The organism is Thalassovita aquimarina (assembly GCF_018219815.1).
Classification (GTDB): domain Bacteria; phylum Pseudomonadota; class Alphaproteobacteria; order Rhodobacterales; family Rhodobacteraceae; genus Thalassobius; species Thalassobius aquimarinus.
Genome location: NZ_JADMKU010000004.1, coordinates 185262 through 199367 on the forward strand (window position 1 = coordinate 185262; position 14106 = coordinate 199367).

The following is a 14106-nucleotide window of genomic DNA, read 5'->3' on the forward strand; positions in this document are numbered from 1 at the left end:
TTCTTCCCGGTGAAGACACGCCCGCCGGGGGCGGATCGAGCGCATCGAGCACTGGCATTTCGCGAGATATCAAGCGCGCGCCCTGGCCCCACGCAAAAAGGTCACCGCAGGTTCAAGCCCGCCCGGCATCGGCCGAAAGCAGCAGCGAATCGACACCGATGCTTTGCAGTGCCGCTTCCCATTTCGCTTCGTCCGCGGCGTCGAAGATCAGCTCTATGCCCGCCGGACAGGTCAGCCAGCCATTCTGCCCGATCTCGCTTTCCAGCTGTCCCGGGCCCCATCCGGCATAGCCCAGGGCCAGCAGCACCTTCTGCGGACCTTTGCCCTTGGCGAGTTCTTCCAGCACGTCGAGCGTGGCGGTCAAGCCAAGATCGGGGTCGACCCGCAGCGTGTTGAGCGAAGAAATGTAGTCCAGGCTGTGCAGCACGAAACCACGGCCGGTTTCGACCGGGCCGCCGAAATGCACCCCGATCTCGGGCGTTTGCGGGCCGGTATCGATCGCCAACTGTTCCAGCATATCCTTCAGCCCGACCTCCTCGGTCGGCTTGTTCACGATCAGCCCCATCGCCCCTTCGTCGGAATGGGCGCAGACCAGAACCACCGAATGGTCGAAGCGCGGATCGCCCATCCCCGGCATCGCAATCAATAACTGTCCTGTCAAATTCATGTCATGTTCCGCACTGCTGTTATTCAAAAGATAGGTTTTGGCCGGGACATGGTCCAGCACTTGAACGATAAAAACCGACATTGCCGCGCGCGCAGCCGTCCGCGCACGCGGTCCTCGCCGGAAAGTGAGTTGGCAAAATCCGTTTTTTATCCCATTTGAATTGCATGATCAGACATCTGCTCCCTAGCCTCATCGCGGCCCTTGCCCTGTCGCTGCCCTCGTTCGCAGCCGCCTCACCGTCAGAAATGGCGCAGATCGAAGTGCTGCCCGGCTGGGAACAGGCCGATGGCAACCGCGTGGTGGGGCTGCATATCAAGCTGCAGCCGGGCTGGAAGACCTATTGGCGCGCGCCCGGCGATGCCGGCATTCCGCCGCTGATCGACCTGAGCGGATCAAGCAACCTGCACGCGATGGCGCCGGCATGGCCCACCCCGCATGTGTTTTCGCAAAACGGCATGCGTTCGGTCGGGTATCTGGACGAAGTGATATTGCCGGTGATCCTGACCCCGCGGGATGCTGGCGCGCCGATCGCGCTGAGCGGCCAGATGCAGATCGGGATCTGCAAGGACGTCTGCGTGCCGGCGGAACTGTCTTTCGACGCGGCGTTGCCAGCCGGACCCGGTTTTGCCGATCCGCTGCTCAGCGCGGCGCTGGCAGATCAGCCCGTGGACGGGCGCCAGGCCGGGCTGGGCCGGATCGAATGCACCGTGTCGGTGACGCCCGACGGCCTCGCGCTCAATGCGGAATTCCTGCTGCCCTCGACCGGGGGCGATGAATACGCGGTAGTCGAAACCCGCGACCCGGAGGTCTGGATCGCCGAGGCCGAAACCCGCCGCGACGGTAATATACTGCGTGTCCGGACCGAGATGATCCATGTCGAGGGAGGTGCCTTCGCGCTGGACCGATCGGGCATCCGGATCACAGTGTTGGGCAGCCGCAAAGCGGTCGATATCCAGGGCTGCCCCGCCCCCTGATCCCCCCTGATCAACCGCGCGCGCGGCGCAGCCTGATCCCGATCACGATGGCCGATGCCGTGTAGACAACGAACGTCAGCACCGCCGCCCCGGCCAGGAACAGCCCCAGCCCCATGGCGACAGGTGCGGATCCGACAAGCGCCGGCAATGCCTTGGCCAGCACCGGGTGCGGCGCACCGTTCAGGATCGGCCAGACCAGTGTCATCTCGAGCCAGCCCAGCAAAGCCACCCCCGTCCCGATCACCGGCAGGTTCAACCCACGGCTGCGCAACGCGTGGCGCAGCGATATGACCTGTCTTTTGACGTCGTGCTGGACCGCGATCAGCGCCGGCACCACCAGCAGCACCAGCACCATGCCGAAACCCAGCCCATAGACCAGCGTGATCACCGTCGGGCGCAGGAACTGCGCCTGCTGCGAACTTTCGTAGAGCAGCGGCGCCAGCCCCAGAACCGTGGTCATCGTGGTCAGCATGACCGGGCGCAGGCGGTCGGCGGCGCCGTCGATGATCGACGGGATCAGCCCGCGATCCTCGGCATATTCGTCGATCGTGGTGACCAGGACGATGGAGTCGTTGATGATGATCCCGGTCATCCCCAGCAGCCCCACGACAGTGAACATCGACAGCGGCACACCCCAGATGTAGTGCCCCCAGATCGTGCCGACCAATCCGAAGGGAATGATCGCCATCACCACCAGCGGCCGGGTCCAGCTGGCGAAGACCCAGGCCAGCACCAGGTATATGCCGGTCAGGCACAGGATCAGCCCGGTGCGCGCCTCGGACAGGAAGGTGTCTTCCTGCTCCGACAGACCGGACAGCCGCCATTCCACCTGCAAGGTGCTGGCGATTTCGGGCAGGATCTCGGTTTCCAGCGCCTGCGCGATTTCGGCGGCGCGGGCGGGATCGTCTTCGGAAATGTCACCGGTGACGGAAATCAGCCGGATGCCGTTTTCGCGCCGCACGGTGGAAAAGCCGCTGCGCGAGGTGACGGTCACGATATCGGCCAGCGGCACGTAATCGCCCGTGCCGGTGCGCAGCTGCATCCGTTCGAGGAAATCGGCGGTCAGTTCGCCTTCGGGCAGTTCCACCCGGATCGCGGCGCTGCGCGACCCGTCGGGGTAGGTCGCCGCCTCCAGCCCGTTCAGCCGGTGCCGCAGCACCCGCCCCAGCCCGTCGATGGTAAACCCGAGCGCCTGGCCCTGCGGCGTCAGATCCAGGATCAGCTCTTCTTTGTCATAGGACAGGTTGTCTTCGACCGCCGACACTTCCGGGTAGCGGCTAAGCGCGGACTTCAGGCTTTCGCTGGCCTGCTTCAGCACATCGGCGCTGGCGCCGTAGAACTGTACGTCCAGCGCATCGCCGCCCGGCCCCGACCGCCAGCCGCGGAAGCTGACGATTTCGGTCAGAGGATGCTGCCGCACGGTTTCCTGCAATTCGGCGACGAAGGCGAAGCTGGAATAGGGCCGCAGGTCGGCGTCGATCAGTTCGATCGCGATGCCGCCCAGCAGGTCTTGATCCTTGCTGTCCGCGCCGGGCAGCGGTCGGCCGGAATTGCCGCCGATCTCGGCCACGACGTAATCGATGGGATTGCGGCCGTACTCGTCTTCGTATCGCTTCGCGGTTTCTGCCACCGCGCGCTGCATTTCGCGCATCATCGCCAGCGAATCCGCCCGCGTGGCGCCGGGCAGCATGGCGAAATTGCCGGTCACCGAGCTGCGTTCGGGGGCATTGAAGAAGCGCCAGTTGACTTCGCCGCGCGCGAACAGCGCGATCTGGCTGGCCAGGATCAGAACGGTCGCCGCCAGAACCGGATACCGCGCCCAGACCACCAGCCGGATCAGATGCCGGAACAGGTTGTCGCGCACCCAGCGGAAACCGCGATTGACCATGCGCGAGGGCCAGTCATACCAGTGATCGCGGTGCTGGTGCGCCAAGGCATGGGACATGTGATTGGGCAAGATCAGGAAGCATTCGACCAGCGACGCCGCCAGCACCGCGATCACGGTGAAGGGAATGTCGCCGATCAGGTCGCCGAAGCGCCCGCCGATGGCGGTCAGCCCGAAAAAGGCGATGATCGTGGTCAGGGTGGCGGAAAACACCGGCATCGCCATCTTGCGGGCGGCGTTTTCCGCCGCGCGCACCGGGCCTTCGCCGAACCGGCGCAACCGGGCATCGGCATGTTCGCCCACCACGATGGCGTCATCCACCACGATGCCCAGCGTGATGATCAGCGCGAACAGGCTGATCATGTTGATGGTCAGCCCACCCACATACATCAGCGCGATCGCCGCCAGCATCGACACCGGGATACCGGCGGCGACCCAGAAGGCGGTGCGGGCGTTGAGGAACAGAAACAGCAGCGCCACCACCAGCCCCAGCCCCATCAGCCCGTTGTCGATCAGGATGTTCAGACGGCCGCTGATCGCCTCGGCGCGGGTGCGGATCAGGTCGATGCTGACGCCTTCGGGCAGGGTCGCCTGCAGGGTCTCGGCGATTTCTTCCACCCGGTGCTGGATCTTGATCGCATCGCCGGCGGCGGACCGGTCGATGCGGATCGATACGGCGGGGTTTTCGCCCACGAAATAGCTGCGGCTGCGGTCGCTGCCCAGCCGTTCGACCCTCGCAACGTCGCCCACGGTCAGGGACGACCCGTCCTCGTTCGAGCGCAGCACGATCGCCTCGATCTGCTCCGGGCTGCGCTTTTCGACGCCGGTGCGGACGCGGGCATTGGCGCCGGTTACATCCCCCGCCGGATCGGCGGCGACTTCCCCGGCGATGGCGGCGGCGATCTGCTGGATGGTGATGTCGTTCGAAATCAGGTTGACCGAGGGCACCTCGACCACCGTTTCCGATGCCGCGACGCCGCGGATCGTGGTCCGGGTCACGCCCGCGGCGAACAGCCGGGTGACGAATTCATCGGCGAACAGCCCCAACTGGCGCGGTTCCACCGGGCCGGTGATCACCACGTCGGTGACCCGGTCGCGCCAGGCCCCGCGCGTCACCTTGGGGTCCTCGGCATCCTCGGGCAGCGTCGTGACGCCGTCCACCGCCGCCTGCACATCGTCGGCGGCGCGGCTCATGTCCCAGCCCGGCTCGAAATCCAGCGAAATCCCGGCCCGGCCTTCGCGGCTGGTGCTTTCGCTGCTTTCGACCCCTTCGACGGTCAGCAACGCCGGTTCCAGCACCTGCACGATGGCGGCATCGACATCCTCGGCCCCCGCCCCGTCCCAGATGACCGAAACGTTGACGTTGTCGACGATCACGTCGGGAAAGAACTGCGCCCGCATCCGCGGCACCGCCGACATGCCCAGCACCAGAAGCACGATCAGCAGCAGGTTGGCCACCGTGCGGTGACGGGTGAAATAGGACAGGATACCGCCCGCCGCGTCGGGGATCGCGCGCACCATGGATCAGCCCCCCATCCGCGTTTCCAGCTGCTGCACCATCTGCGCCGGAACCTGCGGCGACTGCAGCGCGGTCAGCAGCCGGGTCTTCACCTCTTCCGCCATGAGCCGGTCATCCTTGACGAAACTCATCAGTCGGGCGCGGCGTTCCTCGCTCAGCGCGACCATCTCGGTGTCTTGCACCTGCCGCGCGGCCTCGGGGCGCAACGGGCGCACCTTGATCCCGGCGCCCAGAAGCGGCGTGCGTTCGCGCACCACCTGGCGCCCCGCCAGATCCGGCGCGCGCACCAGAATATCGTCGCCCTGCCGCCGCAGCAGCGTCACCGGCAGCTTTTCCAGCCGGTCACCTTCCCCCAGCACCAGAACCGTACCGTCCGAGGCCAAGGCCTTCGACGGCAGCCGCACCACCTGTTCCAGTTCGGGTTCCTCGACCTCGACGGTGACGAAATCGCCCGGTTTCATGCCGCGCGGGCTGTCCAGCGAGGCAAAGATCAAACGCCCGGTCTGGCCTTCGCCTACCGCCGCGCTGGCGCGGCTGATCTTGCCGGTCGTGCTCAAGTCGATGCCACTGACATCCAACGTCACGGTGACCGGCGCCGGGCGCAGCGTCCCGTCGGCGTCCAGCAGCCGGGCATATTGCGTGGTCGAAACGCGGAAGGCGACCTCCAATGCGTCGCCATCGACCAGATCGGCCAGCTTTTCATTGCTGCCGACCAACCCGCCGGCCACCGCCGATACGTCGCTGAGCGTGCCGGAGAATTCGGCGCGCACCTCGGTATCGTCCAGCTGCCGCTGCGCCTCGTCTCGGGCGATCCGCGCCCGGGCCAGCGCGGTTTCGGCCTTGTCCACCCGCGCCTCGGCCTGGGCCAGCGACTGGCGGCGACTGACCACCGATTGCCGTGCCGAGGCGGCGGCCAGTTCGGCGGTTTCCACCGCAGTTTCGGTGACCACGCCGCGGGTCGCCAAATCCTTCTGCCGTTCGAACGCGCGCTGGCGCAACCCGGCCTGTTCGGTGGCCGCGTCCAGTTCATCCTGCGCCAGTTGCAGCCCACGCTCGGCATCGCGGATTTCGGCTTGTGCATCCAGCAGATTGGCCTCGGCCCGGGCCAGCGCGGCCTGCGCGTCGGCCGGATCGATCCGGACCAGAACCTGCCCCGCCTCGACCGCGCCGCCTTCTTCGAAATTGTCGGCCAGTTCGATCACAGTCCCCGGCACCGCCGCCCGGATCTGCAGCGACCTGCGGCTTTCGATCTGACCGAAGACCTGCAGCACCGGCGTCACCGTCTGCGGCGTGGCCGCGACAACCGCCACGGTGAAGACCCGTTCACGCACCTGCGGTTTTTTCGCTTCGCGCGACATCCGGTCATTGATCGCATCGCGGATCAGCGATCCGGCGAAAAGGATCAGGCCCAGAGTGACCGCCATCAGGAAAAGCCCCGTCATGCTCTGACGCAGAAAACGCATGTTCAGATCCTTGCAAAAGACCGTATCCGGCCGTCCCGACACTACCTAGTCGGCCCCGAAGCGAAGCCAATAGTCACATATTATACGCCGGGAATATTATTTCCGTCGCTTATGTTCTTCCAGCCGGGGAAAGATTTCGACGAAATTGCAGGGCCGGTGGCGGTAATCCAGTTGGTATTGCAGGATTTCGTCCCAGGCATCCTTGCACGCCCCGGTGCTGCCGGGCAGCGCGAACAGGTAGGTGCCGCCCGCGACCCCGCCGGTGGCGCGGCTTTGCACCGCGCTGGTGCCGATCTTTTTCATCGAAACGATGGTGAAGACGGTGCCGAAGGCCTCGATTTCCTTTTCATAGACGTCGCGATGCGCCTCGACCGTCACGTCGCGCCCGGTCAAACCGGTGCCGCCGGTGGAAATGATGACATCGACCTCCTTGTCGGCGATCCACGCGCGCAGTTGATCGGCGATCTGTTCCCGCTCGTCCTGCACGATCTTGCGGTCGGCGACGACATGGCCCGCGCCCTCGATCCGCCCGACCAGCGTGTCGCCGGAGCGGTCCTCGGCCAGACCGCGCGTATCCGACACGGTCAGAACCGCGATGCGGACCGGGATGAATTCCTTGCTTTCGTCGATACGCGACATCTGCCTTATCCTTTTTCCAGAAGCGCCAGGCGCAGCGCCAGCCCGGCGAAGATACCGGCGCTAATCCGGCCCAGCCAGCGGGCAAAGACCGGGTTTCCGGTCAATTGACGGCCGACGCCGCCGGCAAACAGCCCCACCATCGCATTGATGGCGAAGCCACCCAAGGATAGCACCGCGCCGAAGATCAGGAACTGCGCCAGAACGTCCCCCTTTTCCGGAACGACGAATTGCGGCACGAAGGCCAGAACGAAGAGGATCACCTTGGGATTGGTCAGGTTGACCAGCAACCCGTCGCGAAACGCCTGCGCGGCGCGTTTGGCCGGGACGTCCGTGGCGCGGGCGCCGGTCTTCAGCGCCTGCAAAGCAAGCCACAGCAGGTACGCGACGCCCAGCCAGCGGATCGCATCGAACGCCCACGGCAGCGCCGCAATCAGCGCACTGAGACCGAGACCGGCAGCGGCGCCATGCAGGAAAGCCCCCGTGGAAATCCCGGCGCTGGCGGCAACGGCCGCTTTCGGCCCCGAGTTCAATCCCTGCCCGAGGCAGAACATCATGTCCGCCCCCGGTGTGAGGTTCAGCGCCAACGCGGCGGGTACGAAGGCCAGCAGAGTCAGCGGATCGACGATCATGAAGGCTGCTCCAGCCGGGCTTTGATTTCCAGCAGGTCGGCCCAGGCTTCGCGCTTGGCCTGCGGGGTGCGCAGCAGGTAGGCGGGGTGGAACATCGGGATCGCCGGCTTGCCGAAGGCTTCCGTCCATTGGCCGCGCAACCGGGTGATGCCGCGTTTGCCCAGGGCGGCCTGGCAGCTGATATTGCCCATCAGGATCAGGAAATCGGGATTGGCCAGCGCCACATGGCGTTCCAGGAACGGGAGCAACATGGCGATTTCATCCGGTTTCGGATCGCGGTTCTGCGGCGGTCGCCACGGCAGCACATTAGTGATGTAGACGGCGCTTTCGGCCTGATCCGATTTCCGGTCGAGCCCGATCGCGGCCAGCATCCGGTCCAGCAGCTGCCCGGCGCGGCCGACAAAGGGACGGCCCTCGCGGTCCTCGTCCCGCCCCGGCGCTTCGCCGATGATCATCACCCGCGCCGCCGGATTACCGTCGGAAAACACCAGCTGTCGCGCGCCGCGCTTCAACTCGCAATGGTCGAAGGCTTCCATCGCCGCGCGCAACGCTTTGAGGTCCTGCACGCTGCGGGCCGCTGCGCGCGCCTCGGACACCGGATCGACCTCGGCCTGTTTCACGGCGGCCGGGTGCGGGGCCTGCGCTTTTGGCTTCGCTTTCGGCTTCTCGGCCTCCAGCGCATAGCGGTCCACCGGCGCTTCACAAAGCGCTTCGTCCGCGCCAAGTTCGATCTGCCATTCAAGCAGAGCCTTCGCGGTGTGAAAATCCAGTGCCGATTCCATGCCGGTCAAGCTAGCGCCTGGCGGCGGCGGGGGGAAGGGGCGCTGCCGTTCTGCGCGGCCTTGCCGCGCATTCAGCCGGGGGTATTTGCACCAAGATGAAACGCGAAGGCTTGCGAGGGGAAGGAGGGGTTTTTATAAGCGGGGCAATGCCAGCATGGAGGGATCGATGACATTCACGCAGAAGCATCTTCTGGGGATCGAACCCTTGCATCCGGCGGAAATCACCGCGGTGCTGGACCTTGCCGATCAGTATGTCGATCTGAACCGGAGCGAGGTGAAACATTCCGACGCTCTGGCCGGACTGACCCAGATCAACATGTTCTTTGAAAATTCCACCCGGACTCAGGCCAGTTTCGAACTGGCGGGCAAGCGGCTGGGCGCCGACGTGATGAACATGGCGATGCAGGCCAGTTCGATCAAGAAGGGCGAGACGCTGATCGATACCGCGCTGACGCTCAACGCGATGCATCCCGACCTGCTGGTGGTGCGGCACCCGCATTCCGGCGCGGTGGACCTGCTGGCGCAGAAGGTGAACTGCGCGGTGCTTAATGCCGGCGACGGGCGGCACGAACACCCGACACAGGCGTTGCTCGACGCGCTGACGATCCGGCGCGCCAAGGGGCGGCTGCACCGGCTGAACATCGCGATTTGCGGCGACATCGCCCATTCCCGCGTGGCGCGGTCGAACCTGATCCTCTTGGGCAAGATGGAAAACCGGGTGCGGCTGGTCGGCCCGCCCACCCTGATGCCCACACAGATCGACCAGTTCGGCGTCGAGGTTTACCACGACATGGAAGAGGGTCTGAAGGACGTCGACGTGGTGATGATGCTGCGTCTGCAGAAGGAACGCATGGATGGCGGTTTCATCCCGTCGGAGCGCGAATATTACCACCGCTACGGGCTCGATGCCGAAAAGCTGGCGGTGGCGAAACCCGATGCGATCGTGATGCATCCCGGGCCGATGAACCGCGGCGTCGAAATCGACGGCACCATCGCCGATGACATCAACCGCTCGGTGATCCAGGAACAGGTGGAAATGGGCGTCGCGGTGCGGATGGCCGCGATGGACCTGCTGGCGCGCAACCTGCGCTCGGCACGCGCCGGCAAAGAGGTCATGGTATGATCGACCCGCTGCAGGTCCGGCCCGACGAAGGCAACGGCCTGCGATTGTTCGCGCTCGACGTGGACCGGGACGAGCGCGAACGATTGCAGACGATCCTGAACGCCGCCGAACCGGGGCTGGCGGCGGGGCGTCTGGCCGATCTGCTGGGCGTGCAGGACGTCGACGCAACCCGGATCGAGATTTTCCATACCGATGACCTGTCCGGCTTTGGCCTGTTCAACTACCTGATCAAGGCCAACGGCCTGCCCGAGGCGGCGCTGGAACCGGACCGCGCGCGGATCGAAGCGCTGGAAGGCACCGTCATGATCCTCTATTCCCGCGCCTTTCACGACCGCCACGAAACGCTGGCCCCGGCCGCGCATGTCACCCTGATCGGCGCCTGGGACGAAGCCCTGCCCGAAATGGAATTCACCCCCCTGCGCAGCGCATCGGCCAAAGGCGCGATCGGCAACGCCAAGGCCGAACCGGCGCCCGCCCCGACGTTGCAGCGCTGGTTTTGGGCGGCCGTGCTGTTCGTTGCCCTTGCCATTGCCGCGCTGATAGCGGGCCTGAAAGGGGCTTCCGGATGATCCCCGAGATGTCGCCCACCACGCCGCTGAACGAGGGCGAAACCGTCCTGCACAGCTTCCACCCGGACCGCGCCGCCTACTGGCGCGATCATGCCTGGATGGCGGCGGGCGCGATGGGGCTGGGTATGGCGATCCTCTGGGGCATCGGCAACCCGCATGCCTGGACCGGCGCGGTCGGCGGGCTGGCCGCGATCGCGGTTCGCGCCTTCTACCTCGCCTCGGACGAATTGAAGGCCCGCTGGGACATGACCGAAACCCGGCTGCTGGGCCCGCAGGGGCGCAACCTGCGGCTGGCAGACATCCAGGAAATCCGCAAACTGGGCAGCGCGGTGCAGCTGATCACCCGCACTGGAGACAAGCACCTGCTGAAATTCCGGGCTGACCGCGACGACACCATCGCGCGGATCGAAAGGGCCCGCGCGGGGGGCTGGGGATGACCGGCTGGGACGATATCCTCGATCCCGGGAAAAGGTCATCTGGCAGGGCCGCCCGGATGGCGCCGTGGTGTTCAAACCGGCCAATGTCATGACGTTCCTGTTCGGCCTGGCCTTTGCCGGGTTCGCCCTGTTCTGGATGATCATGGCGTCGATGGCTGGCGGTTTTTTCTGGATGTTCGGGCTGATCCATTTCTCGGTCGGGATCGGGATCAGCATCGGCGGTCTGTTCTGGTCCGCCTACCGGCGCCGCCACAGCTGGTACACGCTGACCAATCGGCGCGCCTTCATCGCCACCGACCTGCCGCTCAAGGGGCGGTCGCTGCACAGCTACCCGATCACCGCCGACACGGTGCTCGACCTCGAGGAAGGCGCGCTTTCCACGCTCCATTTCGCAGCAACCCTGCGCCGGACGAAAAACGGCCAGCGCCGGGTCAGGCTGGGTTTCGAACGCATTGCCGACGGGCGTGCTGTCTATCGTATGATGCGCGACATCCAACGCACCGAACGGCAAGAGGAAAAGGCATGAACACCCTCCCCTTTTCGCTCCTGCCCGGCTATACCGGCCGCAATACCGCTGAAGGAAAGCCCAAATGACGACGCTGCTTTTCACCGATGTCCACATGATCGACCCCGAGGCGGGCGCGGTCACCCATGGCACGCTTCTGGTCAAGGACGGCGTGATCGCCGGCCACGGGGTGGAACTGGCAGTGCCCGAAGGCGCCCGGGTGATCGACGGGCGCGGCAAATACCTTGCCCCCGGCATCGTCGATATCGGCGTGAAGGTCTGCGAACCGGGCGAGCGGCACAAGGAAAGCTTCAAATCCGCGGGGCAAGCCGCCGCCGCGGGCGGCGTCACCACAATGGTCACCCGCCCCGACACCTCCCCCGCGATCGACAGTCCCGAAACGCTGGAATTCGTCACCCGCCGCGCCAACGAAGCCGCCCCCGTCAACGTGGTGCCGATGGCCGCCCTGACCAAGGGCCGCGAAGGCCGCGAAATGACCGAGATCGGGTTCCTGCTAGATGCCGGCGCCGTCGCCTTCAGCGATTGCGATCACGTGGTGCGCGACACCAAGGTGCTGTCGCGCGCGCTGACCTATGCCAAATCGCTCGATGCGCTGGTGATGGGCCACCCGCAGGAACCGATCCTGTCGGGCGGCGCCTCGGTGACCAGCGGCAAATTCGCCTCGCTGCGGGGTCTTCCGGCGGTGTCGCCGATGGCCGAACGGATGGGGATCGACCGCGAAATCGCGCTGCTCGAAATGACCGGCGCCAAGTATCATTTCGACCAGATCACCACCGCCCGCGCCCTGCCGGCGCTGGAACGGGCCCGCAAGAACGGGCTCGACGTCACCGCCGGCACCTCGATTCACCACCTGACGCTGAACGAATTCGACGTCGCCGACTACCGCACCTTCTTCAAGGTGAAACCGCCGCTCAGGTCCGAGGACGACCGGATGGCCATCGTCGAGGCGCTGCGCCACGGGCTGATCGACGTGATCGGTTCTTTCCACACGCCGCAGGACGAGGAAAGCAAACGGCTGCCCTTCGAGGAAGCCGCCAGCGGCGCGGTGGGGCTTGAAACCTTCCTGCCGGCCGTCTTGCGGCTCTATCACTCCGGCGACCTGACCCTGCCGCAACTGTTCCGCGCGATGTCGCTCAACCCGGCCAAGCGGCTCGGCCTGCCCTGCGGGCGGCTGAACGAAGGCGCCCCGGCGGACCTGGTGCTGTTCGATCCCGACGCGCCCTTCGTGCTGGACCGTTTCAAGCTGCACTCGAAATCCAAGAACACGCCGTTCGACGGCCAGCGGATGCAGGGCAAGGTGCTGGCCAGCTTCGTCGGCGGAAAACAGGTCTTCGGAGAAAACTGATGCCCGATCTGGTCTCCTCTCCCCTCGCCCTGATCCTCTGGGCGCTGATCGGGTACGGCCTGGGCGCGATTCCCTTCGGCCTGCTGCTGGCCCGCGCGATGGGACTGGGCAACCTGCGCCAGATCGGATCAGGCAATATCGGCGCCACCAACGTGCTGCGCACCGGCAACAAGCTGGCCGCCGCCTTGACGCTGCTGCTCGATGGCGGCAAGGGCGCCGCCGCGGTGCTGCTGGCGCGCGCATTGGTGGCCGAGGACGCGGCGCAGCTGGCCGGTCTCGCGGCCTTCATCGGCCATTGCTTCCCGGTCTGGCTGAAATTCAAGGGCGGCAAGGGCGTGGCCACCTTCCTCGGGCTGTTGCTGGCCCTGGCGTGGCCGGTGGGGCTGGCGTCCTGCGCCACCTGGCTGGTCACCGCGTTGGCCACCCGCATCTCGTCCTTCTCCGCCCTGCTGGCGGCGGCGCTCAGCACCGTCTGGATGCTGGTGCTGGGCCACGGCACGATGATCGTTCTGGGCGCGGCGCTGACCCTGCTGATCTTCTGGACCCACCGCGCCAACATCGCCCGTCTGCGCACCGGCACCGAACCAAAGATCGGCCAGAAGTAACTTCTTCTTTTCAAAAATATCCCCGGGGGGGCGTTGAAAACCCTCCGGTTTTCAACGTCGGGGGCAGCGCCCCCGCCGCTTCGCATCAGCGAAGCTCATAAGGAGCGCCCGGCACGGGCGCGCCACCGGATCAGGCTGCGCCAGGAAAGCCCGCCGCAGCATCGCCCCTCCCGGTCCGGGTAATTCATTTCCGCACAGCCTCCCTCACGCCACGCACAATAAAAACATGTTGCTTTGAACGTGAACTGGCACCTCACCAAGTTGCTTCCACGGCAGCGCGATTACGCCGCCTGTTCATCAAATCGCCCGGGATCGAAATTGTTGCGGCCCGGAACCATAAAAATTTCAGGAAGGGAACTTTCCCATGAACAAGATCAAAACACTTCTGGGCGGCCTCGCGCTGTCCGTGTCTCTCACCGGTGCGGCGCTGGCCGCCGGGGTCGAGGTGAACGCCTCATCGACCGGGCTGGCGCTGCAGGGCTATGACCCGGTGGCCTATTTCACCGAAGGCGCCCCGACCAAGGGCAGCTACAAGATCACCTCGGTCTATGAAGACACCACCTACCGCTTCTCCTCCGAAGCCAACAAAGCCACGTTCGAAGCCGACCCCGAAGCCTATCTGCCGAAATACGGCGGCTACTGCGCCTTCGGAACCGCGATGGGGGTCAAGGTCGACGGCGACCCGACGATCTGGCGGATCGTCGATGACGAACTCTACCTGAACCTGTCCTCGGACATTCAGGAACGCTGGGTCGGCGACATTCCCGGTTATGTCGAAAAGGCAGACACCAAGTGGACCGAGATCGAAGACAAGGATCCGGCTGTCCTGCTGCAGTGATCTCCGGCACGAACAGCGCAACGGCGGCGGTCTCTACCGCCGCCGTTTTCGCGTTTTCCGGTGCTGTGCCACGCCTCTCCGGTCTTCGCCAGAAAAACATATGCT

At 65.5% G+C, this 14106-nt stretch carries 14 protein-coding genes; 8 read left to right on the plus strand and 6 right to left on the minus strand.

The features are described from left to right. Nucleotides 1-112 precede the first annotated feature (112 nt). A complete protein-coding gene (locus IT775_RS06465) occupies nucleotides 113-748 on the minus strand; it encodes a YqgE/AlgH family protein (RefSeq protein ID WP_212700271.1) in 636 nt (211 codons plus the stop codon). An 83-nt stretch (nucleotides 749-831) separates the two neighbouring features. Here IT775_RS06465 and IT775_RS06470 point away from each other — a divergent pair, with 83 nt between their 5' ends. Continuing rightward, a complete protein-coding gene (locus tag IT775_RS06470) occupies nucleotides 832-1641 on the plus strand; it encodes a protein-disulfide reductase DsbD domain-containing protein (protein WP_212700272.1) in 810 nt (269 codons plus the stop codon). Between the two features lie 10 nt (nucleotides 1642-1651). Here the strand turns inward: IT775_RS06470 and IT775_RS06475 are convergent, their stop codons facing one another. The 5 genes from IT775_RS06475 to IT775_RS06495 form a co-directional block, all read right to left on the minus strand. Then, complete coding sequence (locus IT775_RS06475) at nucleotides 1652-5047, minus strand: efflux RND transporter permease subunit (protein ID WP_212700273.1); 3396 nt, start codon at nucleotides 5045-5047, stop codon at nucleotides 1652-1654. 3 nt (nucleotides 5048-5050) lie between these two features. After that, on the minus strand, nucleotides 5051-6508 hold the full coding sequence (locus IT775_RS06480) for an efflux RND transporter periplasmic adaptor subunit (protein ID WP_212700274.1): 1458 nt from the start codon (nucleotides 6506-6508) through the stop codon (nucleotides 5051-5053). 96 nt (nucleotides 6509-6604) lie between these two features. Beyond that, nucleotides 6605-7147: a molybdenum cofactor biosynthesis protein B gene (gene moaB / locus IT775_RS06485; RefSeq protein WP_212700275.1), complete on the minus strand. Its 543-nt coding sequence runs from the start codon at nucleotides 7145-7147 to the stop codon at nucleotides 6605-6607. 5 nt (nucleotides 7148-7152) lie between these two features. Further along, nucleotides 7153-7773, minus strand: a complete 621-nt coding sequence (locus IT775_RS06490; RefSeq protein WP_212700375.1) for a LysE family translocator — start codon at nucleotides 7771-7773, stop codon at nucleotides 7153-7155. Beyond that, nucleotides 7773-8558 carry a uracil-DNA glycosylase gene (locus IT775_RS06495; protein WP_212700276.1) on the minus strand — a complete coding sequence of 262 codons (786 nt, stop codon included), beginning with the start codon at nucleotides 8556-8558 and terminating at the stop codon, nucleotides 7773-7775. The genes IT775_RS06490 and IT775_RS06495 overlap by 1 nt, the downstream gene beginning before the upstream one ends. A 166-nt stretch (nucleotides 8559-8724) precedes the next feature. On the opposite strand from IT775_RS06495, the gene IT775_RS06500 reads away from it, so the two are divergent. The 7 genes from IT775_RS06500 to IT775_RS06530 all read left to right on the plus strand — a co-directional run bounded on the left by IT775_RS06500 (nucleotide 8725) and on the right by IT775_RS06530 (nucleotide 14001). Then, a complete protein-coding gene (locus IT775_RS06500) occupies nucleotides 8725-9681 on the plus strand; it encodes an aspartate carbamoyltransferase catalytic subunit (protein WP_212700277.1) in 957 nt (318 codons plus the stop codon). After that, complete coding sequence (locus tag IT775_RS06505) at nucleotides 9678-10250, plus strand: hypothetical protein (RefSeq protein ID WP_212700278.1); 573 nt, start codon at nucleotides 9678-9680, stop codon at nucleotides 10248-10250. Before IT775_RS06500 ends, IT775_RS06505 begins: the two co-directional genes overlap by 4 nt. Then, the gene (locus IT775_RS06510; RefSeq protein WP_212700279.1) at nucleotides 10247-10687 is read left to right on the plus strand and encodes a hypothetical protein; all 441 of its coding nucleotides are present in this window, start codon (nucleotides 10247-10249) and stop codon (nucleotides 10685-10687) included. Before IT775_RS06505 ends, IT775_RS06510 begins: the two co-directional genes overlap by 4 nt. A 64-nt stretch (nucleotides 10688-10751) precedes the next feature. Further along, on the plus strand, nucleotides 10752-11213 hold the full coding sequence (locus tag IT775_RS06515) for an aspartate carbamoyltransferase catalytic subunit (RefSeq protein WP_343231114.1): 462 nt from the start codon (nucleotides 10752-10754) through the stop codon (nucleotides 11211-11213). Nucleotides 11214-11277: 64 nt separating this feature from the next. Next, complete coding sequence (gene pyrC, locus IT775_RS06520) at nucleotides 11278-12558, plus strand: dihydroorotase (protein ID WP_212700280.1); 1281 nt, start codon at nucleotides 11278-11280, stop codon at nucleotides 12556-12558. Further along, nucleotides 12558-13163 carry a glycerol-3-phosphate 1-O-acyltransferase PlsY gene (plsY, locus tag IT775_RS06525; RefSeq protein ID WP_212700281.1) on the plus strand — a complete coding sequence of 202 codons (606 nt, stop codon included), beginning with the start codon at nucleotides 12558-12560 and terminating at the stop codon, nucleotides 13161-13163. Before pyrC ends, plsY begins: the two co-directional genes overlap by 1 nt. A gap of 364 nt (nucleotides 13164-13527) precedes the next feature. Beyond that, nucleotides 13528-14001 carry a YHS domain-containing (seleno)protein gene (locus IT775_RS06530; protein WP_212700282.1) on the plus strand — a complete coding sequence of 158 codons (474 nt, stop codon included), beginning with the start codon at nucleotides 13528-13530 and terminating at the stop codon, nucleotides 13999-14001. Nucleotides 14002-14106: the final 105 nt, after the last annotated feature.

Bases quoted from the DNA above. Each gene is read 5' to 3' on its own strand.
- IT775_RS06465 (WP_212700271.1), bottom strand. From the start codon at position 748: ATGTCGGTTTTTATCGTTCAAGTGCTGGACCATGTCCCGGCCAAAACC.
- IT775_RS06470 (WP_212700272.1), top strand. From the start codon at position 832: ATGATCAGACATCTGCTCCCTAGCCTCATCGCGGCCCTTGCCCTGTCG.
- IT775_RS06475 (WP_212700273.1), bottom strand. From the start codon at position 5,047: ATGGTGCGCGCGATCCCCGACGCGGCGGGCGGTATCCTGTCCTATTTC.
- IT775_RS06480 (WP_212700274.1), bottom strand. From the start codon at position 6,508: ATGCGTTTTCTGCGTCAGAGCATGACGGGGCTTTTCCTGATGGCGGTC.
- moaB (WP_212700275.1), bottom strand. From the start codon at position 7,147: ATGTCGCGTATCGACGAAAGCAAGGAATTCATCCCGGTCCGCATCGCG.
- IT775_RS06495 (WP_212700276.1), bottom strand. From the start codon at position 8,558: ATGGAATCGGCACTGGATTTTCACACCGCGAAGGCTCTGCTTGAATGG.
- IT775_RS06500 (WP_212700277.1), top strand. From the start codon at position 8,725: ATGACATTCACGCAGAAGCATCTTCTGGGGATCGAACCCTTGCATCCG.
- IT775_RS06505 (WP_212700278.1), top strand. From the start codon at position 9,678: ATGATCGACCCGCTGCAGGTCCGGCCCGACGAAGGCAACGGCCTGCGA.
- IT775_RS06510 (WP_212700279.1), top strand. From the start codon at position 10,247: ATGATCCCCGAGATGTCGCCCACCACGCCGCTGAACGAGGGCGAAACC.
- pyrC (WP_212700280.1), top strand. From the start codon at position 11,278: ATGACGACGCTGCTTTTCACCGATGTCCACATGATCGACCCCGAGGCG.
- plsY (WP_212700281.1), top strand. From the start codon at position 12,558: ATGCCCGATCTGGTCTCCTCTCCCCTCGCCCTGATCCTCTGGGCGCTG.
- IT775_RS06530 (WP_212700282.1), top strand. From the start codon at position 13,528: ATGAACAAGATCAAAACACTTCTGGGCGGCCTCGCGCTGTCCGTGTCT.